General features: G+C 66.8%; 9 protein-coding genes. 2 read left to right on the top strand and 7 right to left on the bottom strand.

Going from position 1 to position 24097, the window contains the following annotated elements:
- Window positions 1-140 precede the first annotated feature (140 nt).
- Window positions 141-1277 carry a TIGR03032 family protein gene (locus tag AB4Z37_RS30490; RefSeq protein WP_441520468.1) on the top strand — a complete coding sequence of 379 codons (1137 nt, stop codon included), beginning with the start codon at window positions 141-143 and terminating at the stop codon, window positions 1275-1277.
- A 47-nt stretch (window positions 1278-1324) separates the two neighbouring features.
- On the top strand, window positions 1325-13945 hold the full coding sequence (locus tag AB4Z37_RS30485) for a filamentous haemagglutinin family protein (protein ID WP_441520467.1): 12621 nt from the start codon (window positions 1325-1327) through the stop codon (window positions 13943-13945).
- An 86-nt stretch (window positions 13946-14031) separates the two neighbouring features.
- Here the strand turns inward: AB4Z37_RS30485 and AB4Z37_RS30480 are convergent, their stop codons facing one another.
- From AB4Z37_RS30480 to plsY, 7 genes are all read right to left on the bottom strand, one after another.
- Complete coding sequence (locus AB4Z37_RS30480; protein WP_441520466.1) at window positions 14032-15357, bottom strand: LLM class flavin-dependent oxidoreductase; 1326 nt, start codon at window positions 15355-15357, stop codon at window positions 14032-14034.
- Between the two features lie 81 nt (window positions 15358-15438).
- Window positions 15439-16188, bottom strand: a complete 750-nt coding sequence (locus tag AB4Z37_RS30475; RefSeq protein ID WP_441520465.1) for an NUDIX hydrolase — start codon at window positions 16186-16188, stop codon at window positions 15439-15441.
- A gap of 46 nt (window positions 16189-16234) precedes the next feature.
- The gene (locus AB4Z37_RS30470) at window positions 16235-16675 is read right to left on the bottom strand and encodes a DUF983 domain-containing protein (protein ID WP_441520464.1); all 441 of its coding nucleotides are present in this window, start codon (window positions 16673-16675) and stop codon (window positions 16235-16237) included.
- Window positions 16672-19053 carry a ribonuclease R gene (gene rnr, locus AB4Z37_RS30465; protein WP_441520463.1) on the bottom strand — a complete coding sequence of 794 codons (2382 nt, stop codon included), beginning with the start codon at window positions 19051-19053 and terminating at the stop codon, window positions 16672-16674. The genes AB4Z37_RS30470 and rnr overlap by 4 nt, the downstream gene beginning before the upstream one ends.
- Before the next feature lie 37 nt (window positions 19054-19090).
- Window positions 19091-21853 (bottom strand): type I DNA topoisomerase, encoded by a 2763-nt coding sequence (topA, locus tag AB4Z37_RS30460; protein ID WP_441520462.1) that lies wholly within the window; start codon window positions 21851-21853, stop codon window positions 19091-19093.
- Window positions 21854-22104: 251 nt separating this feature from the next.
- Window positions 22105-23223 carry a DNA-processing protein DprA gene (gene dprA / locus AB4Z37_RS30455; RefSeq protein WP_441520461.1) on the bottom strand — a complete coding sequence of 373 codons (1119 nt, stop codon included), beginning with the start codon at window positions 23221-23223 and terminating at the stop codon, window positions 22105-22107.
- A 78-nt stretch (window positions 23224-23301) separates the two neighbouring features.
- The gene (gene plsY, locus AB4Z37_RS30450; RefSeq protein ID WP_441520460.1) at window positions 23302-23898 is read right to left on the bottom strand and encodes a glycerol-3-phosphate 1-O-acyltransferase PlsY; all 597 of its coding nucleotides are present in this window, start codon (window positions 23896-23898) and stop codon (window positions 23302-23304) included.
- Window positions 23899-24097 lie beyond the last annotated feature (199 nt).

Raw genomic sequence — 24097 nt, 5'->3', positions numbered from 1 at the left:
CGGAATGCAACCTCGCGTGCGGGGAACTCGCATCGGTTGTGGTGTCGCGGCGCGACGGTTGTTCGGCCGTCGGAGCATGTGGCGTGTAGCCTTGATCGTCGCTTCGGACGAGACGCTCGGGCATGAATGTCGTGTCGTCCGTGACCCAAACTAACGAAGCCGCCGCGCCGCGCGTGAATCCGGCTGAGGCGATCGACTATCAGGTGACGCCGTCGTTCGTGGCGCTGCTGGAGCGGCTCGGCTGCTCGCTGGTGATCACCAACTATCAATCGAGCACGGTGATGACGTTCTCCAGCCTCGGCGAGGGGCGTCCGGTGCAGATGTTCGCTCGCTTTCCCGCGGCGATGGGATTGGCGCTCGACGGTGATCGGCTGGCGGTCGCGGCGCGCACCGAGATCGTGGTGATGAGCAACATCCGCAAGCTGGCGCCGGGCCTGCCCAAGTTTCCCGGCGTATTCGACGGCTATTTCGTGCCGCGCGCGCGCTACCTCACCGGCGAGTGCGCGCTGCACGACATGGTGTTTGCTCCCGAGGGCCTGCTCGCAGTGAACACCGCGTATTCCTGCATCTGCCGCATCGACGGCTTTCACAGCTTCGTGCCGGTGTGGCAGCCGCCCTGGATCAGCGAGATCCGTCCCGGCGATCGCTGCCATCTCAACGGCATGGCGGTGGTGGATGGCGAGGTGCGCTATGTCACCGCGCTTGGCACCACTGACACGCCGCGCGGCTGGACCGCAAACCGCCTCGATGGCGGTGTGCTGATGGATGTGCCGGGCAGGCGCATGCTCGCCTCCGGCCTGTGCATGCCGCATTCGCCGCGGCTGATCGGCGAGGATCTCTACATCCTCGAGGCTGGCACCGGCACGCTGCTGCGGATCGACCGCGCGAGCGGGGCGTGCTCGCCGGTGGTGTCGCTGCCGGGCTTCGCCCGCGGCGTCGCCGTTCATGGCGGCTACATGTTCGTCGGCCTGTCGCTGATGCGCGGCAGCCAGCCGTTCGAGGGGCTGCCGGTCGAGCGCGGCGGCCGCGAACTGATCTGCGGCGTGGTAGCGATCGAGCTCGCACGCGGGCAGGTGGTCGGCACGCTGCGCTACACCGGTGGCTGCAGCGAGATCCATGACATTCAGGTCGCCGCCGGCGTGCGCCGGCTCGGCATCAGCGGCCTCGACACCGACACCGCGACACTGGCGGTCGACATGCCGGAGGTCGGCCTCTGGCTCGAGCCGCCGTCCGCCAGCGATGACGCCGCATCGTTGCCGATATCCCTTTCATCGTGACGCCTGCCAGCGCGCCGTCCCTGCAACCGTTTGCCTGAGGATACCCCATGTCATTCCCTGCCAAGTCCGCCAACGGAGCCACCAAGGCGCGTCGTTCGCGTCACGCTGCGCGGCGTGTTGCACCGCTGCCGATGGGGCGGCCGGCCGGGCTGATCTCGCGGGCGGCCTTGCTGGCAGGCACCAGCCTGCTGACATTGCTGGTGGCGGCCGAGCAGGTCTCCGCGGCGCAGCTCGGCGGCGGCGTCGGCATTCCGGCGACGACCTATGCCACCGATGCCGCGGCGCTCGCCGCGCAGCAGGCGGCGGCAGCGGCCCAGCAGGGCCAGAGCGCGATGCGGCGCTCGATCGAAGCGATCCAGGCGATGCAGGGCGCCCAGGCGGCGGCGCGTGCGGCTGCTGCGGCCGCGCAGCGCTCGGCGACGATGCCGCAGATCACCGTGCCCAATGGTCTCGGGGCGGGCGGCCTGCAGGTCGCGCCCAATGCAACCTGGAGCGGCGCCAATGCGCCCGTGCAGAGCGTGAATGGCAGCGGCACGACCGTCACCATCAACCAGACGGCGCCACAGGCGATCCTGAACTGGCAGAGCTTCAACGTCGGCGCTCAGACCACGGTCAATTTCAACCAGCAAGCCTCGACCTGGACGGCGCTGAACCGTGTCATCGGCAATGTCGGGCCGAGCCAGATCCTCGGCCAGATCAACGCCCCCGGGCAGGTGCTGATCATCAACCAGAACGGCATCATCTTCGGCGGCGCCAGCCAGATCAATGTCGGCTCGCTGATCGCGTCCACCGCCGGCATCACCGACCAGCAGTTCCTGACGAAGGGAATCTATTCCAATACGGGCGGCAGCAACGGCTACCTGCCGAGCTTCACGGGCGCGGGCGGCAAGATCATCGTCGAGAACGGCGCGTTGATCACCACCAGTGCGCCGACATCCGCCACCTCCGGCGGCGGCTTCGTCGCCTTGCTTGGTAGCGAGGTGCGCAACGCCGGCACCATCGCCACGCCGAAGGGGCAGGCACTGCTCGCCGCCGGTGACGATTTCGTCCTGCGCGCCGGCTATGGCACGGCAGGCAACCAGTTCTCCACCACCAATGGCAACGAGGTTGCGCCGATCCTCTATGCCGGCAGCGCCAGCGGCACAGTCGGCAACAGCGGCCTGATCTTCGCGCAGCAGGGCGATATCACGCTCGCCGGCCGCACGCTGATCCAGGACGGCGCGCTCCTCTCGACCACCTCGGTCAACCAGCGCGGCACCATTCACCTGCTCAACTCGGCAAGCGATGCCAACGGCAGCGTGACGCTGACCGGCAACAGCACCACGCTGATCCTGCCGGAGCTGCGGTCCTCCGATACTGCGTTGAACTCCCAGCGCGATGCACTGATCGCGGCGTCCGGACCCAACGCGCTGGCCCTCGGTCTGTTCGATAATCTGTCGACGTTGGGTGACCGCAAGGACCAGTCGCGCGTCGAGATCGTCACCGGTGGTCTCGTGAATTTCCAGAACGGCTCCGTCACCATGGCCCAGGGCGGCCAGATCGCGGTGTCCGCTGGCAAGCGTGTGTTCACCGAGAACGGCGCGACGCTCGATGTCTCCGGTGTGCAGGGCGTGCTGCTGCCGATGTCGGCCAACGCCATCCAGGTCAACATCCAGGGCAACGAGCTGCGCGATTCACCGGACAACCGTGACAGCGGGTTGTTGTTCAACCAGAACGTCTGGATCGATGCACGCTCGCTGACGCTGGTGCCGGCCGGCACCGGCGGCTACGCGACCGATCGCTACTACACGGCCGGTGGCCTGCTCGAAGTCTCGGGCTATCTCAGCAACACGCGGCACACCATCGGCGAATGGACCGCGGTCGGAGGCACCATCACGCTGTCGGCGCCGGAGGTGGTGGCGCAGCAGGGCTCGATCTTCAACATCTCCGGCGGCTCGGTCACCTACCAGGGCGGCTTCCTGCCGCAGAGCTATGTGCTCGGCAGTGACGGGCGGATCTACAACATCAACAGCGCGCCGGCCAACCTTAGCTATTTTGGGGTGATGAGCGGCTTCACGGTTTACCACAACCAGGGTGGTAAGCGTGACAACAGCCTGACAGAGACCTACGCCAGTCCTCTGGGCTTCGGCGGCAGCATCTGGCAGGACGGCTACACCATCGGGCGCGATGCCGGCCAGCTCATCCTGTCGACGCCGACCTCGGTGTTCGAGGGCCAGATCATCGCCGACGTGATCACCGGCCTGCGGCAGGCCAGCGCGCGTCCCACCACTGTGACCGACGGCTACAAGCAGACGCAGGGCACCGCGCCGCTTGCGGGCACGCTGGCGCTCGGCCAGTACAACACCTACGGCCTGGCTGGCGCCTACAATACCGACGTGAAGTTCGACCACGTCACGCCGGTGGTTAACCAGATCGGCGCGACCGATGCGCTGTCGGCTGACCGCACCAATACCGCGTACTTCGATGCGCCAGCCCTGAACAGCTATGGTCTCGGCGGCCTCAACATCAACACCGGCAACAAGATTGCGGTCGATGCGCCGCTGAACCTTGCGCCGGGCGCCCAGGTCAAGCTGACGGCGCCGGTGGTGGATGTTGCCGCCAACATCACCGCGCCCTCCGGCAGCGTCAGGATCAGCAATATTCTCAACGGCGCCAAGGGCGATACCGTGCTGACGCCGGCGGTCGGGAACGTCCAGCTGACCCTGGAATCCGGTGTCACCATCGATACGCGTGGCCTGTGGGTCAATAGCGTGACGGATCCCGCCAGCGTTTCGGGGCTCGCCTTCCTCAACGGTGGCAACGTGACCTTCGATTCCACCGGCAACGTGGCGCTCGCCGATGGCAGCGCCATCGATGTGTCGTCGGGCGGCGCCATCCTTGCCAACGGCAAGACGCAGGGCGGCAAGGGCGGCAATGTCACTGTTATCGCAGGCGACACCTTTGGTGGCGATCCCGGCGACGTGACGTTGTCGTTCGGCAGCGCGATCCGAGCCTATGGCGTGACGGGCGGCGGCACGCTGACCATTTCCTCGCCGGGCAACATCCTGATTGGCAACAACGCGTCGCTGGCGGGCGGTGTGCTGGCGGCCGGCACGGCGGCGCCCGTCGCGCTGAAACTCCAGCAGGCGCTGACTATTCCGGCAGGGCAGCCGTTGCCGGCGGCACTGACGGTGACGCTGACGACCATGATGCTCGATACGCCGGCACTCGCTGACATTACGCTCAGCAATATCATGCCGAGCGGACCGACCGGCGCCGATTGGCCGCTCCCGGCCGGGCTGACGGTATGGACAACCACCGGATGTTACGGCGGATGGCCCTGTGCGTCCGCAACCGTGCCGATCGGCTCGATCATCACCACCTGGGCGGGATCCGGAAAGATTCCTGCAGGAGTCACCGTTCCCTCGAGCGTCTTTCCCAACGGCCTTCCGGTCCTGCCCTACCAGGTGACCTACGCCGCCGGATCGGTGCAATCCACGCCAATGACCTATCCGGTCGGCTACATCATTCCGGCAGGCGCGGTGCTGCCGCAGACGGTCGCGATCGCGCCTGCGCCCGCGCTCGATCCGTCGCTCTTCACCGCCGGCTTCTCCAGCTACGACATCAATGGCGGGCAGAGCGTGCTCGTGGCGAACGGCACCGTGCTTGCGCCGACGATGCCGGTCTACCGTTTCACGGACGCGAGCTTCAGTGCGCGCACGGGCAGCGATCCGGCGTCGGCGATGTCGGTGTGGCTGCCGCCGCTGTTCATGGAGAATCCGCAAAGCGCGACATTGACCCAGCGTGCCGGCGCCAGCCTCGCGCTGCGTTCGGTGATCAAGTCGGGATATGGCAGGGGGAGCGCCGTCGTGATCGGCGACGGCGCTTCGATCACCGTCGACCCGGGACAGAGCATCACGCTCGATGCCTTCGGGCAGATTGCGGTCAACGGCAGTCTCACGGCTCACGGCGGCACGATCGCCATGATCAATGAGGCCAATGGCAGTATCGATGTGGCCAGCCGAAATTTCGATGCAGCAGGGCACGGCCGTGGCGTATCGATCTGGATTGGCACCGACGCTACGCTCGATGTGTCCGGACTGGCCTATCGCGCGACTGACGCCGCGGGGCGTCCCTATGGTGTCGCGTCCGATGGCGGCACGATCAGTCTCAATGGTGGCGGGGCGTTCGTGATCCTGCGTCCGGGCGCCGAGCTCAATGCCGACGGGACGCAGGCCGCGATCGATCTCTCCGCCGGCACGAAGGGCGGCACACCGTCCCAACCGCTGACGCTCGCCAGCAATGGCGGCTCCATTGCGCTCAGCTCATCGAGCGGCCTTTACCTCGATGGCAACATGCACGCCGCGGCGGGCGGCGCTGGAGCGGCCGGCGGCAGCCTGTCGATCGCACTCATCACGCCGATATTCCGCGACGACACTTTCGTCCAGAACGGCCAGACCGTTACGCCGCCCAATGTCTTTCTGCCGAGCGTCATGACGGTCGTGCAGACGCGCCAGCTTTCGCTGTTGCCAACGGACATCGCGCCGGGGACTGACGCTTCATCGCTCGTGTTCGGCCAGACCACAGTCAGTGCCGACATGGTGAAAGCCGGTGGCTTCGGCGCGCTATCGCTGAGTTCCGGTGACTACATGCAGTTCGCGGGCGATGTCTCGCTCGCGCTCGGACGGAGCCTGACGCTCACCGCTGGCGCGTTCAGCTCGGGCCCCGCCATCGCGGGTGGCCCTGATCCGTCGGCGCCACCTGTGACCGGCAATGTGCAGCTGTCGGCACCATATATTCTGCTCCGGGGGAATCCCGTCATCCTTCCGGATCACATGATCACTGGCGGCATTCTAAACCCGGCGCCGTCCGGGTCACCGACCACCGCCACTTTTGAGGCGGACGCCAACCAGATCGACATCCAGGGGCTGGTTGCCTTCTCGGCGGCGGCGCCGAACAGCATGCGCGCGCCCGGCTTCTCCTCGGTCAGGCTGGTCAGCCAGGGGGACATTCGTTTCCTGTCGACCACGGCTCCGCAGGGGACGACGCTCCAGACGGACTGGAATCTGGATCTGATTGCGGCGCAGATCTATCCGGCGACGAACGTCGTCGCCACAGTCTATGTCGGACAGAACAATATCAGCTACGACCCGGACAGTCCGCCGACCCTGACCATCGGTCGGAGCACCGCGACCATTCCGGATGCACCTCTGTCCGTGTTCGGCAGCCTGACGCTTGGCGCGCGGGTCATCGAGCAGGGGGGCATCCTTCTGGCTCCGTTCGGCAGCATCCAGCTCGGCCAATTCATGTCGGGGACCGCGCGGGCGATGGTGTCGCAACGGGTCGATCTGCTGCCGGGCAGCATTACGTCCGTCTCGATGGCGGGCGTGACCATTCCTTACGGCGGCACGCAGGATGGCGTGACCTACACCTACAACGGGGCCAGCGTCACGTCGAAGCCTCTGACGAACATGGACACGCGTGCATCCGGCGTCACGATCGATACGCTGTTCAGCAACGTCCAGAGCGGGGCGATCCTCGATCTCTCGGGCGGAGGCACGCTTGCCGGCGCTGGCTTCGTCTCGGGCCGCGGTGGCTCGGTCAACGTGCTCAATACGCCGTTGGTCAACGCCAATCCGACGACGACCCTGAGCAAGGCCTCGGACAAGGTCTATGCCATCGTGCCGGGCTACGGCTCCGCATACGCCCCCGTCGCTCCCGAAAACGGTGCGGGCGACCCGGTGATCGGCCAGCAGATCACGATCCCTGCGGGCGTGCCGGGGCTTCCGGCCGGCACCTACACGCTGCTGCCGTCCAACTACGCGCTGCTGCCGGGCGCCTATCGCGTCGAGCTCGGGGCGCCCACCGCCGCACCGATTCCGGCTGGGTTCGCCATCGGCAACGGCACCTATGTCACTTCTGCCTATACCGGCATTGCCAACACCGGCATCCGCAGCAGCCTGCCGTCGCTTGCCCTGGTCACGCCGGGGACGTCCGTTCGTCGATATTCGCAATACAACGAGCAGAGCTACAGCGACTTCATGGTCGTCCAAGCGGCGCAGTTCGGCGGCATTCGCCCGCTGCTGCCTGCCGACGGCAAGACCTTGTTCCTGACGTTCGAGACGCCGACGCAACAGCTTTCGGGATCCGCGCTGGTGTTCGACGGCACCGCCTTGTTCCAGGCCGGGGCGGGCGGTGCTGCGGGGCAGGTGGTCCTCAGGAACATCGGCGAAATCTATGCGGATGCGCCGACACAGGGCTTTGCCAGCCCGTCGGTCCGTGCGTCCGATCTCGATGCCATCGCGGCGCCGCGGCTGCTGATCAATGGTTCGGCGGGGATCATCGATGGTACGATGGTTCTGTCGGGGGGCAGCGACCTCTTCATCCGGGACGGCGTCACGCTCAGGGCCGCGGAGCTATTCCTGTTCGGCGGCAACATCACGATCGGCAATAATGTGGTGCTGACGACCGTCGGCCAGGGACCTGCGCCTTACGATTCCGCCTCGCTCGGCGTCGGCTATTCGACCGGTGTCGGCACGACTGTGCTGGCGTTGTCGAACGGCGACCTCCAATTCCTGGGCTCGAAGGGAACGGGAGCGATCACGGTCGGGGCCGGGTCTGAGCTCTATTCCGAGGGAACGCTGGCGTTCGCCACCAATGGGGTTTCCACCCTCGATCCATCGGCCCACTTCGGCTCGCGCAACATCACGCTCGCGGTCGGCACGATCAACATCGGGGATGATGCCACCATCGCGGCGGCGGGATCTCCGGCAGGGCTGCTGTTCAACCAGGCGCTGTTCAACACGCTGGTCAACGGCGATCCGACCCACGGCGCGCCGGCGCTGCAGACCATCACACTGAGCGCGGCCAATGCCATCAACGTGTTCGGCTCGACCGGCCTCGATGCGACCGCCGCCGGCATCAACCTGACTTTCAACACCCCGGCGATCTACGGCTACGGCTCGGCCGGCGACAGCGCGACCATCGCCGCCGGCAAGATCGCCTGGAACGGCATCTCCGGGGCCTCGCCGCCGCAGGTCGTCGTCGGTGGGGCAGGGAGTGGAGCAGGGACACTCAACCTCGTCGCCAGCGAGATTGATTTCGGCAAGTTCGTCTCCCTCGACACCTCCTCGGCGAGCCGGGTCATCTACGGCTTCGGCAACGTCAACCTTGTCGCCAGCACGCAGATCGTCTCGGCCGGCAACAGCTCGCTGTTCGTCTACCAGGCGCCGAGCACTGCGGCAGGCGCGGTGTTTGGCCAGAGCGGCACCGGCGGCAACCTGACGCTGTCGACGCCGCTGCTCACCGGCGTGCAGAAGTCGGTCATGGCCTATGCGGCCGGTGGCGTGCTCAACGTGGTCACGCCAGCGGGCCTTGCGCCGAGCACGGCCAGCTCCACGGTGTCGGGCGCCGAGATCGACCTCAGCGGTGACAGCGTTGCCATCGCCAGCACCATTCTGCTGCCGAGCGGCAAGCTGGTGGTCAATGCCACCAACGACATTACCTTGAATGCCGGCAGCCGCCTCGACCTGTCTGGCCAGCCGTCGATGATCCAGCGCGCGACCGTTTACGGCTTCGGCGGCACCGTCATCCTCAGCAGCGCGCAGGGCAGCGTGACCCAGGCGGCGGGGGCGGTGGTCGACGTCTCGGCGATCAATGCCAATGCCGGCTCGATCACCGTCAATGCGGGCAATGGAGGAGTTTCCTTCGGTGGTGCGGTGAACGGCACCGCCACCGCCGGGTATACCAGCGGCGGGTTCAGCGTTACCGCCGGCACGCTGACTGATTTCGCAGGCCTCAACGCCACCCTCAACCAGGGCGGCTTCTTCGACAGCCGCAGCTTCGACATCAAGACTGGCGATCTCGTCATCGGCGACGGTGTCAAGGCGCACAACGTGACCGTCTCGGTCGATGGTGGCAGCCTCACCGTTGCCGGCACCATCGATGCATCGGGCGCCACGCCCGGCACCATCCGCCTGTCGGCCATCAACGGGCTGACGCTAGCCTCGACCGCGGTGCTCGATGCCCACGGTACCGTGCTGCAGGTCGACAGCTACCGGCAGCCGATCGAGGCCAGGAACCGCGGCCATATCGAGCTGACCGCGACCCGTGGCCGGCTCGTGCTGGCGGGCGGCGCGACCATCGACCTGTCGACGCTGGACGGCGTCGCCTATGGCGAGATCAATCTCAACGCGTCGCGCACTGGCGAAACGTCGGGCGATATCAACATCAATGCTTCGGGGCCGCTCAACATCCGCGGTGCGCAGAGCCTCGCGGTCAATGGCTTCTGGACCTACGCACCGACCGATGCCTACGGAACCATCGTCCAGGACAATGGCGACACCAGTCCGGTGTCGGCCTCGACGGGCTTTGTCGGTCTGAAGCAGATCGATACACAAAGCCAGGCTTTCATGACTGCGGCGCTCGCCAACAGCAGCCTGCAGGGACGCCTCGCTGGACTGAGCGCCTATACCAATGCCTTCCATCTGCGTCCCGGTGTCGAGATCGACGGCGTCCCCAGCGCAGCGAACCCGACCGGCACGCTGACGGTGGCAGGCGATCTCGAGCTCGCCGGCTTGCGCTATCAGAGCCTCAATCCGAACTTCCAGAAGACCGGCGTCTACGGCTCGGGCGAGCCCGGCGCGCTGGTGCTGCGCGCCAGCGGCAATCTCGACATTGTCGGCAGCATCTCCGACGGCTTCATGCCCGCGCCGGCCACGTTCGACGACAACAACTGGCAGCTGAAGACCGGAGTACAGACCGGCAGCGTGGTGACGCTGATGCCGCTGGTGCTCAGCAGTGGGACCAGCTTCCCCAACACCGCGGGGCTGTCGCTGCGCTATGCGATCAGCATCAATCCGGCCACCATCCGTGCTAACACGGCGATCCCCGTGCCGGTGACGCTGGCAGCCGACGTGACGCTCCCGGCGGGGACGCGGCTGACCGGCAACGTGCTCGACGGCAGCGGCAACGTGCTGTATCCGGCAGGCACTGTGCTGGGTTCGGCAATGACCATTCCGGCAGGCGCGCAATTCGCGGCTGGTTCGGTGTTGCCGACCACGGTCAGCATCACTGCGATGACTTGGCCATCAGGTGCCTCGCTCGGCGTCTTCACCGCCGCGGTGACCACCAGCGGTGACACCACGGTGCCGTTCGAGGGGATCATTCCGGTCGGCGCCAATGTTCAGATGGCGCAGTCCAGTGCACCGACCCGTCCAACGGGATCATCGGGCAAGCAGGGGACGATTCTGCCCATCGCCGCGATGTTGCCGCAGGGCTCACTATCCTGGTCGATGCGGCTTGTTGCCGGTGCCGACTTGAGTGCGGCTGATACGCGCGCGGTCAGGCCGACAAGCGCGCTCCAGGCGTCGGGCGCCAGCGGCAACCTGACGTTGACAGATAGCCATTTTCAGGCGGCGACGACTTTCTTCTACTACTTCAACGGCAACAAGAATGGCCCCAAGAGCGTGGCCAAGTACGGCTACCTCTGTAACTATTATACGTGCGTGACAGGACCTACGCCGGCCGTGCCCAGTGTCGTCCGAACAGGAACCGGGAATCTCGACCTGATTGCCGGCGGCAGCTTCAGCGAGCAGTCCCTGTTCGGCGTCTACACCGCCGGCACGCAGTCGGCGCCGATCACGGCGTCCGATGGCAGCAACCCGTACAACCAGCCGCGCGCCTTGCAGAAGAATGGTACGCTGCTCGGCGGGGACAACGCCATCAATGCTGCAGCCGCGCTGGCCGCGTACCAGGCCTGGTATCCTGAGCATGGTGGCGACGTGCTCGTGTCCGCCCAAGGCAACCTCACCGGCAACATCGCGCTCACCGACACCCCGGTACGTTGGGTCGATACGGATCGGACCGGAAACTGGCTGTGGCGCCAGGGCGGCGGTGGCTTCGCGACGCAGCCGACGGCGTGGTGGATCAATTTCGGCACCTACGCTCAGGCGAGCGGAGATCCGAACGCTTCGACGAACACAACCTTCGACGCCAGCGTGGTCGGCTTCCAGGGCATCGGCACGCTCGGTGGCGGCAACCTCACCGTCATCGCGGGAGGGAATGCGGGCGTGCTGAACATCGGTCGCAACACCAGTTCGACCGGTCTGGACCTCGCCGTCGCCTCGACCGGACGGGTGCTGCCGGATGGCACGCTGGTGCAGACCGGCGGCGGCGATCTCACTGTGAAGATCGGCGGCGCGCTCAACCCGGTCATTCCCATCGGCTCGTTGGCTGTACAGGCGGACTATTTTGGATCGATCGCCGACCTGCGCGGCAACATCACGATCAATGCGGGCGCGGTCGGCGCGCTCGCTCCGGGTGCTGGCGGCGCCTATTTCTCATCACTCGATCCGCGCACGCTCGATGCCAATACCTTCAGGCGTTCGTACAAAACCCCCGGGCCGGTGGTGACGCCAGGCGATGGCAGCGTCAGCATCACCACCCGTGGGGACCTCGTCCTCGGCGGCGCAGCGGACGCTGGAATGGGCGTGCCGGTTGATCAGAACGGTCTGCCCTATACGCTGAGCGCGAACGGGACGTTCTATGCCGGCGGCGCGGCCTCGAGCTTCGCCCTGTGGACCCCGGCGACGTCGATCAGCCTGTACGCGGCCGGCGGCGACGTCGCTCCCCTGAACGTCAGCAATGCGGGGCAGGGCGCCACGCAGAATGGCAACGGCTTCTATCCGGGCACGCTGATCGCGGCTGCCGCCAACGGCGATATCCGCTTCGCAGAACCTGGGGTGACCGGGTCCGCGTTCCCGGTCATCGAGCTGATGCCGTCTCCGTTCGGTCAGCTCGAATTGCTGGCGGCGGGCTCGATCTATGGTTCGACCCAGGTGGTGGCGATGTCAGGCGCGGCAATGAGCAGCGTGGCCACCCCGTTCCATCCGATTTTTGCTCAGTCATTTGGCAACGTGACCGCTGGCAAGACCAATGCCAGCCCGAATTCGGGCTATGTCATGACCGGGACCAGCCCGATCGCGTTCGGGCCGGATACCGCGACCAACCTGCATGCCGGCGACACGCGGCCGGCGCTGATCTATGCCGGTGTCGATATCGTGGATCTGATTGTCGGGCAGGCCTCGCAGACCTTCCCGACGCTCGACTTCAGGCCGGAGTTGTCGATCTGGTATACGGTCGCCAAGCCCTTCCAGATGATCGCCGGCCGCGACATCGTGGGCACGGGTACGACGCCTGATGTGTTCTTCAACATCGGACCGAACGATATCTCGCTGGTCCGTGCCGGGCGCGATGTCATCTACCAGTCGGTGACGATCGCCGGCCCGGGATTGCTCGATGTGGAAGCTGGCCGCAACCTCTATCAGGGGTATTACGGCACGCTGGCCAGTTTGGGCGACCTGTCCAGCAGCTCGTTGAGCAAGTCCAACGGCGCGGGCATCACGACAGTCGTTGGCGCCGGCGCCAAGGGGCCGGACTACAGCGCCTTCGCCAGGCTGTATTTCGACGCCGCCAATCAATTGTCCGGCGATGGCACGCCGCTCGCCGGCAGCGGCAAGGTGGTTCACGCCTACGACCAGGAGCTGCTGACCTGGCTGCAGCAGCGCTTCGGCTACAACGGCACATCAGCCGATGCTCTCAGCTATTTCCTGGCTCTCCCGGCGGAACAGCAGGGCATCTTCGTCCGGCAGGTCTACTACGCCGAGCTGACCGCCGGCGGTCGTGAATACAACGACCCGACGAGCCCGCGGAGCGGCAGCTACCTTCGGGGGCGTGAGGCCATCGCGACGCTGTTCCCGAGCGTCGATCAGCAGGGCAAGCCGATCACCTATAGCGGGGGCCTCTCGATGTTCAGCGGCCTCGCGCCGAACGGCTCGGGAGGGACCTTCCTCGCCGACGCCGGCATCCGGACGGAGTTCGGCGGGGACATCCAGATCCTGGCGCCCGGCGGGCAGACGCTGGTCGGCGTGGAAGGCGTCACGCCCGGCGCCAAGGCGGGCCTCATCACGCAAGGCGCCGGCAATATCGACATCTACTCGCTCGGCAGCGTGTTGCTCGGCCAGAGCCGCGTCATGACCACCTTCGGCGGCAACATTCTGGTGTGGTCTGCGACAGGCGACATCAACGCCGGCCGCGGCTCGAAGACGACGACCATCTTCTCGCCGCCCAAGCGCGTCTATGACGGCTACGGCAATGTGACGCTGGCGCCAACGGCGCCGGCATCCGGCGCCGGGTTCGCGACGCTGCAGCCGCTTCCGCAGGTGCCTCGCGGCAACATCGATCTGGTGGCGCCGCTCGGCACCATCGACCTCGGCGAGGCCGGCGTCCGCTTCTCCGGCAATCTCAACCTTGCCGCGCTGCAGGTGGTGAACGCCGCCAACATCAGCGGCCAGGGCACGGTGACCGGCATTCCCACGGTGCAGGGGCCGCCGACGGCGGCGCTGACCGCGGCGTCGAACACCACGGCGGCAACGCAGCAGGCTGCGCCGCCGGCGCAATCTAACGGCGGCGGCCAGCCGTCGATCATCATGGTCGAGGTGCTCGGCTATGGTGGCGGCGACGGATCGCCGGCGCCGAAACAGAATGATGATGACGATAAGCGCAGCCGCTCGCGTGACCAGAGCTACAACACCAACAGTGTGCTGCAGCTGGTCGGCAATGGGTCACTCTCGCCGACCCAGCAGGAGGCGCTGACCGATGAGGAGCGGCGCAACCTCGCCGCCCGCTGACCGAAAAATGCATAGGGCCGGACATATTGCGTCCGGCCCTTTTGATTTTAGCGCTCGCCGGACCGGCGAGGGGCAGAGGCCGCCCGTCAGCTGAAGAACCGGTTCTTCGGCCGTGGCAGGCCGAGGTGCTCGCGCAGCGTCGCGCCTTCGTACTCGCGGCGGAAAATGCCGCGGCGCTGCAATTCCGGCACGACGCGGTTGACGAAGTCGTCGAGGCCTTCGGGCAGATAGGGGAACATGATGTTGAAGCCGTCGCTGGCTTCACTCACCAGCCATTCCTCCATCTGGTCGGCGATGGTCTTCGGCGTGCCGATGAACTTCAGGCCGGAATAGCCACCGAGCCGGCGGGCGAGCTGGCGCACGGTGAGATTGTCGCGCCGTGCCGCCTCGACGACGCGGGCGCGGCCACTCTGGCTGGCGTTGGTCTCCGGAATTTCCGGCAGCGGGCCGTCCGGATCGAAGCCGGAGGCGTCGTGTCCCAGCGCGATCGACAGTGAGGCGATGCCGGAATCGTAGTGCACCCTGCTGTCGAGCAGGGCGAGCCTCTCGCGCGCCTCCTCATCGCTGTCCGCCACCAGCACGAAGGCGCCGGGCAGGATCTTGAGGTGGTCGCGATCGCGCCCGAGCTTGTCGAGGCGCCCCTTGACGTCGGCGTAGAACTGCTGGCCCGCGGCGATGTTGGCGGAGGCACCGAAGATCACCTCGGCCGTCTCGGCCGCGAGCTGCCGGCCAGCTTCCGACGCGCCGGCCTGCACGATCACCGGCCAGCCCTGCACCGGGCGGGCGATGTTGAGCGGACCGCGCACCGACAGGTATTTGCCCTTGTGGTTGAGCACATGCATGCGCTGGGGATCGACATAGAGACCGCTCTCGACATCGCGGACGAAGGCGTCGTCCGCAAAGGAATCCCACAGGCCGGTGACCACGTCATAGAATTCGCGGGCGCGGCGGTAGCGCTCGTCATGCTCCATGTGGTCGTCGAGGCCGAAGTTCAGCGCGGCGTCCGGATTGGAGGTGGTGACGATATTCCAGCCGGCGCGGCCGCCACTGATATGGTCGAGCGAGGCGAAGCGCCGGGCGATGTGATAGGGCTCGTCAAATGTTGTTGATGCGGTGGCGACCAGGCCGATGCGCTCGGTCGCGCCCGACAGCGCCGACAGCAGCGTGAACGGCTCGAACGACGTCACCGTGTGGCTGCGCTTGAGCGCGTTGATCGGCATGTTGAGCACGGCCAGGTGATCGGCCATGAAGAACGCATCGAATTTTCCACGCTCGAGCGTCTGGATGAAACGTTTGATGTGCGAAAGGTTGAAATTCGCGTCAGGAAACGCGCCGGGATAGCGCCAGGCGCCGGTGTGGATGCTGATCGGGCGCATGAACGCGCCGAGATGCAGTTGACGTTGGCCGGCCATCGATGAAGTCCCCCCGAATGATCACCTGCGTGATGGTGGGACCTGATCTATGGCGTCGGCCTGCGGGCGCAAGGGGCGGTGTCAGGACGTCGACGTCAGGGTATCCATGCGCATGGCGCCGTCGTACCAGTGGAAGAACGGGATCGGAGCGTCGTGGCGCAACGGGCCATTGGCGAGCCGCAGTTCGAGCTGGCGCAGCACGGCCTTGGTCATGTTGTGCGCATCCGCCAGCGGCTCCGAGCCGATCTCCACCCACACCAGCTCGACGAGCTCGGCATCTGCATGCACCACGCCGGGAATGCGGTGGGTGATGGCGGACGCTTCCGCCGAGAAGAAGCGGGTGTCGAAGCGCCGCACCCGGCCGGGCGGCGTGATGGCGCGGGCGATCAGGAACAGGCTCGATGGATCGGGCAGCAGGCCGTTGTCGGCGAACGGCTTCCACACGCCGTCGAGTTTTCCGGCCCGGCCGTCCTCGACCTTGCGGCCGAGGCACAGGCCGGTCTCCTCGCAGGCTTCGCGGATCGCGGTGACGGCGAGGGAGCGGGCGCGCGACGCTTCAGTCTTGGGGCGGCCGCGCAGCAGGCTCGCCTCCAGCTCGGGCGGGATCGGTGCGGCGACCGGCACGCGGTTGTCGGTCTTGTCGACGCGGCCGCCGGGAAACACGTACTTCCCGGGCATGAACACCACCTTGTCGTGGCGCCTGCCGACCAGCACCTTCGGCCGGCTGCCGCTGCGATCGATCAGGATCAGTGTCGCGGCATCCTTGGGGCGGACATAGGGATGGCTGTCGTCTTCTTTTTCATTTTTCGCAAGTGCCAGTGGAGCGTTCATCCCAAGTCCTGCTTTTGTCCTGTTTTTGTTGTTGTTGGCGCGGCTGTTATTTCTGCGGGGCGGAAGGATCCGGCTCAGACGCGTCGTCGAAGCCGTGCATCCGGAAGGCCCATTGCAGCGCCACCACCGCGCCCTTGACGGGTTGCAGCAGAGCAAGCGAGGCGACCAGCGTCAATGGCAGATAGATCGCGAGCTGCAGCGCCACCGGCGGCGCATAGTTGGTCTCGATCCACAGCGCCAGCGGCACCACGATGTGGCCGACGATGACGATCACGAGATAAGCCGGCAGATCGTCGGCGCGGTGATGGCTGAAATCCTGGCCGCACACCGAGCACTTGTCGGCGACCTTGAGGAAGGCGCGGAACACCTTGCCTTCGCCGCAGCGCGGACAGCGGCAGCGGAAACCGCGCTTGATCGCGAGCCAGGCGTCGCGCTTGGGCGGCTCGGCGTCTTTCGGGGTCCAGGTGGACAGCGCGTTCCGTGTCATCGCTTGCCCTTCTTTGGCTTGCCCTTGCGCGCGGGATGCTTGCCGGCCTTGCTCTTCGCCTTGCGCTTGTGGTCGGTTTTGTCGTTGTGGCCGGCCGCCTTGCGGAACTCGGCAGGGCGAGCGTCGGGCGCCCGGCTGCGCTCGGGCCGGCGGCGGCTCCTCGCTGTGGTGCCTTCGGACAGCAGCTCGAAGCGCAATGCGCCGGCGACCGGCGCGGCTTCGACGAGGCGCACCTCGACGACATCGCCGAGGCGATGCATGGTTCCGCTGCGCGAGCCGATCAGCGCGTGGCGGGCCTCGTCATAGTTGTAGAACTCGGTGCCGAGCGTGCGGATCGGGATGAGGCCGTCAGCGCCGGTGTCGGTGAGCTTGACGAAAAGGCCAGCGCGGGTGACGCCGGAAATGCGGCCTGCGAAGGTTGCGCCGACGCGGTCGGCGAGGAAGTGCGCGATCAGGCGGTCGGCGGTCTCGCGTTCGGCCTTCATCGCACGCCGTTCGGTCAGCGAGATGCTGGCGGCGACCTCGTTGAGGGTCTCGACGGTCTCGTTGTCGGGCAGGGCACCAGCGCCCAGGCCGAGCGCGCGGATCAGGCCGCGGTGCACGACGAGGTCGGCGTAGCGGCGGATCGGCGAGGTGAAGTGGGCGTAGCGGCGCAGGTTCAGGCCGAAATGGCCGTAATTCTCTGACGCATACTCGGCTTGCGACTGCGACCGCAGCACCACCTCGTTGACGAGCGGTTCGGCGTCGTGTCCCTTGACCTGTGCCAGCACGCGGTTGAACATTTCGGGACGCAGCGCGCCGCTCTTGGCGAAGTTCATGTCCAGCGTCTTGAGGAATTCCTGAAGGTTGTGGACCTTCTCCGCCGTCGGCTGGTCGTGCACGCGGTAGATCAGCGGCAGCGACTTCTTCTCCAGCGTCTCCGCGGCGGCGACGTTGGCGAGGATCATGAACTCCTCGATCAGGCGGTGGGCATCGAGGCGCTCTGGCACCACGACACGGTCTACGGTGCCGTCGGCCTTCAGCAGGATCTTGCGTTCCGGCAGGTCGAGGTCGAGCGGGTCGCGGGCGTCGCGGGCCTGCTTGACGCAGGCATAGGCGGCATAGAGCGGCTCGAGGATGGTCTTGAGCAGCGGGCCGGTGATGTCGTCGGGCCGGCCGTCGATCGCCGCCTGGGCCTGTGCATAGTTCAGCTTCGCCGCCGAGCGCATCAGCACGCGGTGGAAGGTGTGCGAGACCTTGCGCCCGTCGGGGCCGATCACCATGCGCACCGCGAGCGCGCCGCGCGGCTCGGACGGTTTCAGCGAGCACAGGTCGTTGGAGATGCGCTCGGGCAGCATCGGCACGACGCGATCGGGGAAGTATACGGAGTTGCCGCGCTTGAGCGCCTCGCGGTCGAGCGCGGAGCCCGGCCGCACGTAGAACGCGACGTCGGCGATGGCGACATGAACGATGAAGCCGCCGCGGTTGGCCGGATCGGGATCCGGCATCGCATGCACGGCGTCGTCGTGGTCCTTGGCGTCCGGCGGGTCAATGGTGACGAGCGGGATGTCGCGCCAGTCTTCACGGCCGTCGAGCGTAGCGGGCTTCGCCGCCTCGGCCTCCTGCACGACGGCCTTGGGAAATTCCAGCGGGATGTCGTGGGCGTGGATCGCGATCAGGCTGACGGCCTTCTCGGTGCTCAGCGACCCCAGCCGCTCCTTGACGCGACCGGCAGGCAGGCCATAGCCACGGCCGCGCAGCAGGTTGACGCTGACAAGGTCGCCGTCCTCGGCGCCGCCGCGATCGGCTTCCGCGATCGCAAGCTCGCGCCCAGCCTGCTTCTTGTCGACCGGGATCAGCCGGCCGCCGCCGTGGGGCAGGGCGCGGAAGATGCCGAGCACGCGGTCGCGGCCATGGTCGAGGACCTTGATGACACGGCCGCGATAGGCGGCGACGTCGTCGCCCTCGATCGGGTCGATGCGGACGAGGGCGCGGTCGCCGACGCCGACCGCGGTGCCGGGTTGGGGCCGGCGCGGCAGGTAGAGGCGGATCTTCGGCGGCTCGCCGTCCTCCTCGTCCCATTCGGCGGGAGCGGCGAGCAGCTCGCCGTCCGTGTCCTTGCCGGTGACGTCTGCCACGAGGGTCGGCGGCAGCGCCGCGGTCTCCTGCAGGGCCTTGCCCTTCTTGGTGATGACGCCGGCCTCACGCAGCTCGCGCAAAAGGCGCTTGAGCTCGACGCGGGCGGCATTCTTGAGCCCGAATTCACGGGCGATTTCGCGCGTCCCGACCTTGCCGGGCTGGGCGCGAAGGAACGCGACGATGCTGTCCCGGTCGGGGAAGGCATCGCTCGCGCTACGGGTCTTCTTCAATGAAATAGTGTCTTTCGTTGCTTTGGACATGCGCCGAAAACCGATTCCCCGATTTTCGGATCATGCCTCATCCGCGGGCTTTTCCGGCGGTTTTCTTGGTGACGGGTTTGGGCGGCGCCTTGACCGCCTTCGGCGCGGCGGCGGCGCGGGGCTTGGCGGCCTTGGCCTTGCCCCCAGCCTTACCCGCAGCCTTGGCGGCCGGCTTGGCTTTCGCCGCCGGCTTGGCTGCCGAGCCGTCCTCGGATGCCTTCTTGGCGGCCACCTTGGGCTTGGCCGCCTTCTTCGGCGCGGCCTTCTTGCCGCCGGCCTTTGCTCCGCCACCCTTGGCCGCGCGCTCGTCGATCAGCGCGATGGCCTCGGCGAGGGTGAGCGCGTCCGGCGTCTTGTCGGACGGGATGGTGGCGTTGATGCCATTGGCGGTCACATAGGCGCCGTAGCGGCCGCTCTTGAGGCTGATGGTGCCGTGCTCGGGATGCTCGCCCACGGGCTTGCCCGGGTCGGCGCCGAACCGGCGCTTGCTCGGCCCCTTGGCGATCTTGTCGGCGATCAACGTCACCGCGCGGTTGAGGCCGATGGTGTAGACGTCGTCGCCGGCCTCGAGGCTGGCGTAGGTCTTATTGTGCTGGACATAGGGGCCGAACCGGCCGATGCCGGCCTTGATCGGTTCGCCATCCTCGGGATGCAGGCCGACCTGACGCGGCAGCGCCAGCAGCTTGAGCGCGAGCTCGAGCTCGACGTCCCCCGGCGACATGCCCTTGGGAATGCCGGCGCGCTTGGGCTTCTCCTCCTCGGAATAGTCCTTCTGCTCGCCGAGCTGGATATAGGGCCCGAAGCGGCCCGACTTCACGGCGACGTCGAAGCCGGTGTCCGGGTCCTGGCCGAGCACGCGGTCGCCACCGCCTTCGCCGCCGGAGGCGAGCGGGCGGGTGTAACGGCATTCCGGATAGTTCGAGCAGCCGACGAAGGCGCCGAACTTGCCGGCCTTGAGGTTGAGCCGGCCGGTGCCGCAGGTCGGGCACTGGCGCGGATCGCCGCCATCCTCGCGCGGGGTGTAGATGTGCGGACCCAGCATCTCGTCCAGCACGTCGAGCACCTGCGAGACGCGCACGTCCTTGATGTCGTTGATGGCGCCGACGAAGTCCCGCCAGAAGTCCTTGAGGACCTGCTGCCAGGAGATCTCGTTGTTGGAGATGCGGTCGAGCTGTTCCTCGAGGTTCGCGGTGAAGTCGAACTCGACATAGCGCGCGAAGAAGTTTTCCAGGAACGCGATCACGACGCGGCCCTTGTCCTCGCCGTGCAGCCGCTTCTTGTCGAGCTTCACATAGCCGCGATCCTTGAGCACCTGGATGATCGAGGCGTAGGTCGAGGGGCGGCCGATGCCGAGCTCTTCCATGCGCTTGACCAGCGAGGCTTCGGAGAAGCGCGGCGGCGGCTCGGTGAAGTGCTGGTTGACGGCGAGGCCTTCACGCTTGAGCGCTTCGCCTTCGCTCATGGCGGGCAGGCGGCGGCTGTCGTCGTCGTCGCCGGCGTCGTCGGTGCCTTCGGTATAGAGCGCGAGGAAGCCGTCGAACTTGACCACCTGGCCGGTGGCGCGCAGCTCCAGCGTGCGGGCACCGGCCTTGGCGGTGATGTCGACGGTGGTGCGCTCGAGTTCGGCCGACTCCATCTGGCTGGCGATGGTGCGCAGCCAGATCAGCTCATAGAGCTTGGCCTGGTCCGGATCGAGCTTCTTGGCCATGTCGCGCGGGCGGCGCGACAGGTCGGTCGGGCGGATCGCTTCGTGCGCTTCCTGGGCGTTCTTGGCCTTGGTCTGGTACTGGCGCGGCTGCTCCGGCACGTACTCGCGGCCATAGTCCTTGCCGATCACCTCGCGGGCCTGGACGATCGCCTCGTTGGCGATCTGCACGCCGTCGGTACGCATATAAGTAATGAGGCCGGTGGTCTCGCCGCCGAGATTGACGCCTTCATAGAGGCGCTGGGCGATGCGCATGGTGATCGCCGGCGCGAAGCCGAGCTTGCGGCTCGCTTCCTGCTGCAGCGTCGAGGTCGTGAACGGGGCGTAGGGGTTGCGGCGCGCGGGCTTGGCTTCCACCGTCGACACGGTGAAGTTCGCCGCCTCGATCGCCTTCTTGAAGTCTTCGGCCTCGGCGCCCGAGCCGATGTCGAGGCGCTGGATCTTCTTGCCGTCGGCGCCGACGAGGCGGGCCTCGAAATTGTCGCCGCGCGGGGTCGACAGCGTCGCGATCAGCGACCAGTACTCGCGCGCGACGAACTTCTCGATTTCGAGCTCGCGGTCGCAGACGAGGCGCAGCGCCACCGACTGCACGCGGCCCGCCGAGCGGGCGCCGGGCAGCTTGCGCCACAGCACCGGGGAGAGGTTGAAGCCGACGAGATAATCGAGGGCCCGGCGCGCCATGTAGGCGTCGACCAGGGCGCCGTCGATCTGGCGCGGATGCTTCATCGCCTCGGTGACGGCCTGCTTGGTGATGGCGTTGAACACCACGCGCTCGATTTCCTGGCCCTTGAGCGCGCGCTTCTCCTTCAGCACCTCCAGGACGTGCCAGGAGATCGCTTCGCCCTCGCGATCAGGGTCGGTCGCCAGGATCAGCTTGTCGGCGCCCTTGACCGCACGGGCGATATCATTGAGCCGGCCGGCCGCCTTGGCGTCGACCTCCCAGATCATCTTGAAATTGGACTCCGGATCCACCGATCCATTCTTGGCCGGCAGGTCGCGAACATGGCCAAACGAGGCCAGAACCTCATAGGACGACCCCAAATACTTATTGATCGTCTTGGCCTTTGCGGGCGACTCGACAATAACGATATTCATGTCTTTCCAATAACTTATGGGAAGAATGCAGGCCGATTCCGCGAGAGTCGCGCCGGCCGCGCTGGCGGATACATGGGTAAATCGGCCGGTCCTGTCAAATGGACATCCGGTGATCGCTTAAGGAACCGGCAAGGGCAGGCGCCGTTTCCGGGCCAATTTCATATACATATGGTTTTGAATTCGGTTGCTCACAATCTGTGGCTGCGTCCCGATTGAAGGTCTCATGATACCGTTAATGTACGGTCGTGAGGTTAGGCCAGTGCGACCAGCCCGCCGCCTTGCCGCTCGAGCCGGCCGGCGAGTTCGAGCTCCAGCAGCACCATGCGCACCACTGCCGGCGACGCGCCTGACAGGCGGATCAGGTCATCGAGGCTGACGGCCGTCGGGCCGAGCAGGGCGACGATCCGCTGGCGCTCGCCGTCACCGGGATCGGCACCTGTGGCGGGCAGGTCCGGTTCGTCCAATGACAGCATCGGCTGGCCGAGGATCGGTCGCACCGCCTCGATCACGTCGGCGGCCGAGGTAATAAAGACAGCACCCTGCTTGATCAGGGCATTGGTGCCGGCGCAGCGCGGATCGAGCGGCGATCCCGGCACCGCGAACACCTCGCGGCCCTGCTCGCCGGCAAAGCGCGCGGTGATCAGTGAGCCCGAGCGCTCTGCCGCTTCCACCACCACGACACCGAGCGACAGGCCGGAGATCAGGCGGTTGCGGCGGGGAAAGTCGTGGGCGCGTGCGGTGTGGCCGAGCGGCAGTTCGGACACGGCGGCGCCGCTCGACCGTACGATCGCGGCGTAGAGGTCGGCATGCTCAGGTGGATAGATGCGGTCGAGGCCGCCGGCCAGCACCGCGATGGTGCCGCTCGCGATGGCGGCGCGATGGGCGGCCTGGTCGATGCCGCGCGCGAGGCCGGAGACGACGACAAATCCGGCGTCGCCGAGGTCGTGCGCCAGCATCTGCGCGAGCTTCTGCCCGGCGGCTGAGGCGTTGCGCGATCCGACGATGGCGAGCATCGGCTGCTGCAGCGCCTCGGCGGTGCCATGCACGCCGAGCAGAGGCGGGGGATCGTCGATCTGCACGAGGCGAGACGGATAGCTCGCCTCGCACGAGGCGATCATCCGTACGCCGAGGCGACGGGCCTCTGCGATCTCCTGCTCAGCATCGGCCGCACTGCAGATCTGCCCGTGCCGCACGGCGCCGCCGCGGCGGGCGAATTCGGGCAGCGCCGTGAGCGCGGCGGCGGCGCTGCCGCAATGACGCAGCAGCATATGAAAGGTGCGCGGCCCGACATTCTCGCTGCGGATCAGCCGCAGCCAGTCGCGCCGCTCGGTGTCGGTCAGAGATGTCGCGTCAGGCGATCGGCTGTTCACGTGAGCCCCCGGGCGGGGCAGTGTCGCGCAACTTCGTCGCCGCGACAATCGCTACAGGGGCGCTATATGGGTCCGGCGTCAGCCCTTGCTGCCGATCCGGCCTTCGGTGCCGTTCATCAGGCGTTCGATGTTGGGGCGGTGCTTCCACCACAGCAGCCCCGTCAGCACCACGAACAGGATCGCGAGCGGGTAGTGGCCGAACCACCACAGCGACAGCGGCGTGATCGCGCTCGCCACCAGCGCCGACAGCGACGAGTAGCGCGAGGTCGCGGCGGTGGCGAGCCAGACCACGGCAAAGGCAAGCGCGGCGGGCCAGAACAGCCCGAGCAGCACGCCGATATAGGTCGCGACGCCCTTGCCACCCTTGAAATTGAGCCACACCGGGAAGAGGTGGCCGAGGAAGGCGCCGAGGGCCGCCGCCATGGCGGCCTCCGGACCGGCGGTGAAGCCGGCGATGATCACTGCGACGGTGCCCTTGAGCATGTCGCCGATCAGGGTCGCCGCGGCGAGGCCCTTGCGGCCGGTGCGCAGCACGTTGGTGGCGCCGATGTTGCCGGAGCCGATGGCGCGGATGTCGCCGCCGCCGGCGAGCCTGGTCAGGATCAGCCCGAACGGGATCGAGCCCAGGAGGTAGCCGAGCACGAGGGCCGCCAGCAGCATCAGTTCACGCGACATTGGGGCTCCTTGGGGTGAGGGCGAGCGGTCGGGTCATGGCGATCGGGATATTCTGCCACATCGCTCGTCATTTCTCCTCATGGTGAGGAGAACCATGAGGCCCGAACAGCTTGGTGGCCTCGCCCTTCGAGACGCCCGCTGCGCGGGCTCCTCAGGACGAGGGAAGAAGTTCATAACGTACCGCGCCGCCTATCCGGTC

It is taken from the genome of Bradyrhizobium sp. 2TAF24 (assembly GCF_052115025.1).
Lineage (GTDB): Bacteria > Pseudomonadota > Alphaproteobacteria > Rhizobiales > Xanthobacteraceae > Bradyrhizobium_A.
Note: the sequence above shows the minus strand (reverse complement) of the source record. Positions and strands in the feature narration are given on the sequence as shown.

Excerpts from the sequence above, each read along its gene's own strand:
- AB4Z37_RS30485 (WP_441520467.1), top strand. The coding sequence starts at position 1,325 with ATGTCATTCCCTGCCAAGTCCGCCAACGGAGCCACCAAGGCGCGTCGT.
- AB4Z37_RS30480 (WP_441520466.1), bottom strand. The coding sequence starts at position 15,357 with ATGGCCGGCCAACGTCAACTGCATCTCGGCGCGTTCATGCGCCCGATC.
- AB4Z37_RS30475 (WP_441520465.1), bottom strand. The coding sequence starts at position 16,188 with ATGAACGCTCCACTGGCACTTGCGAAAAATGAAAAAGAAGACGACAGC.
- AB4Z37_RS30470 (WP_441520464.1), bottom strand. The coding sequence starts at position 16,675 with ATGACACGGAACGCGCTGTCCACCTGGACCCCGAAAGACGCCGAGCCG.
- rnr (WP_441520463.1), bottom strand. The coding sequence starts at position 19,053 with ATGTCCAAAGCAACGAAAGACACTATTTCATTGAAGAAGACCCGTAGC.
- topA (WP_441520462.1), bottom strand. The coding sequence starts at position 21,853 with ATGAATATCGTTATTGTCGAGTCGCCCGCAAAGGCCAAGACGATCAAT.
- plsY (WP_441520460.1), bottom strand. The coding sequence starts at position 23,898 with ATGTCGCGTGAACTGATGCTGCTGGCGGCCCTCGTGCTCGGCTACCTC.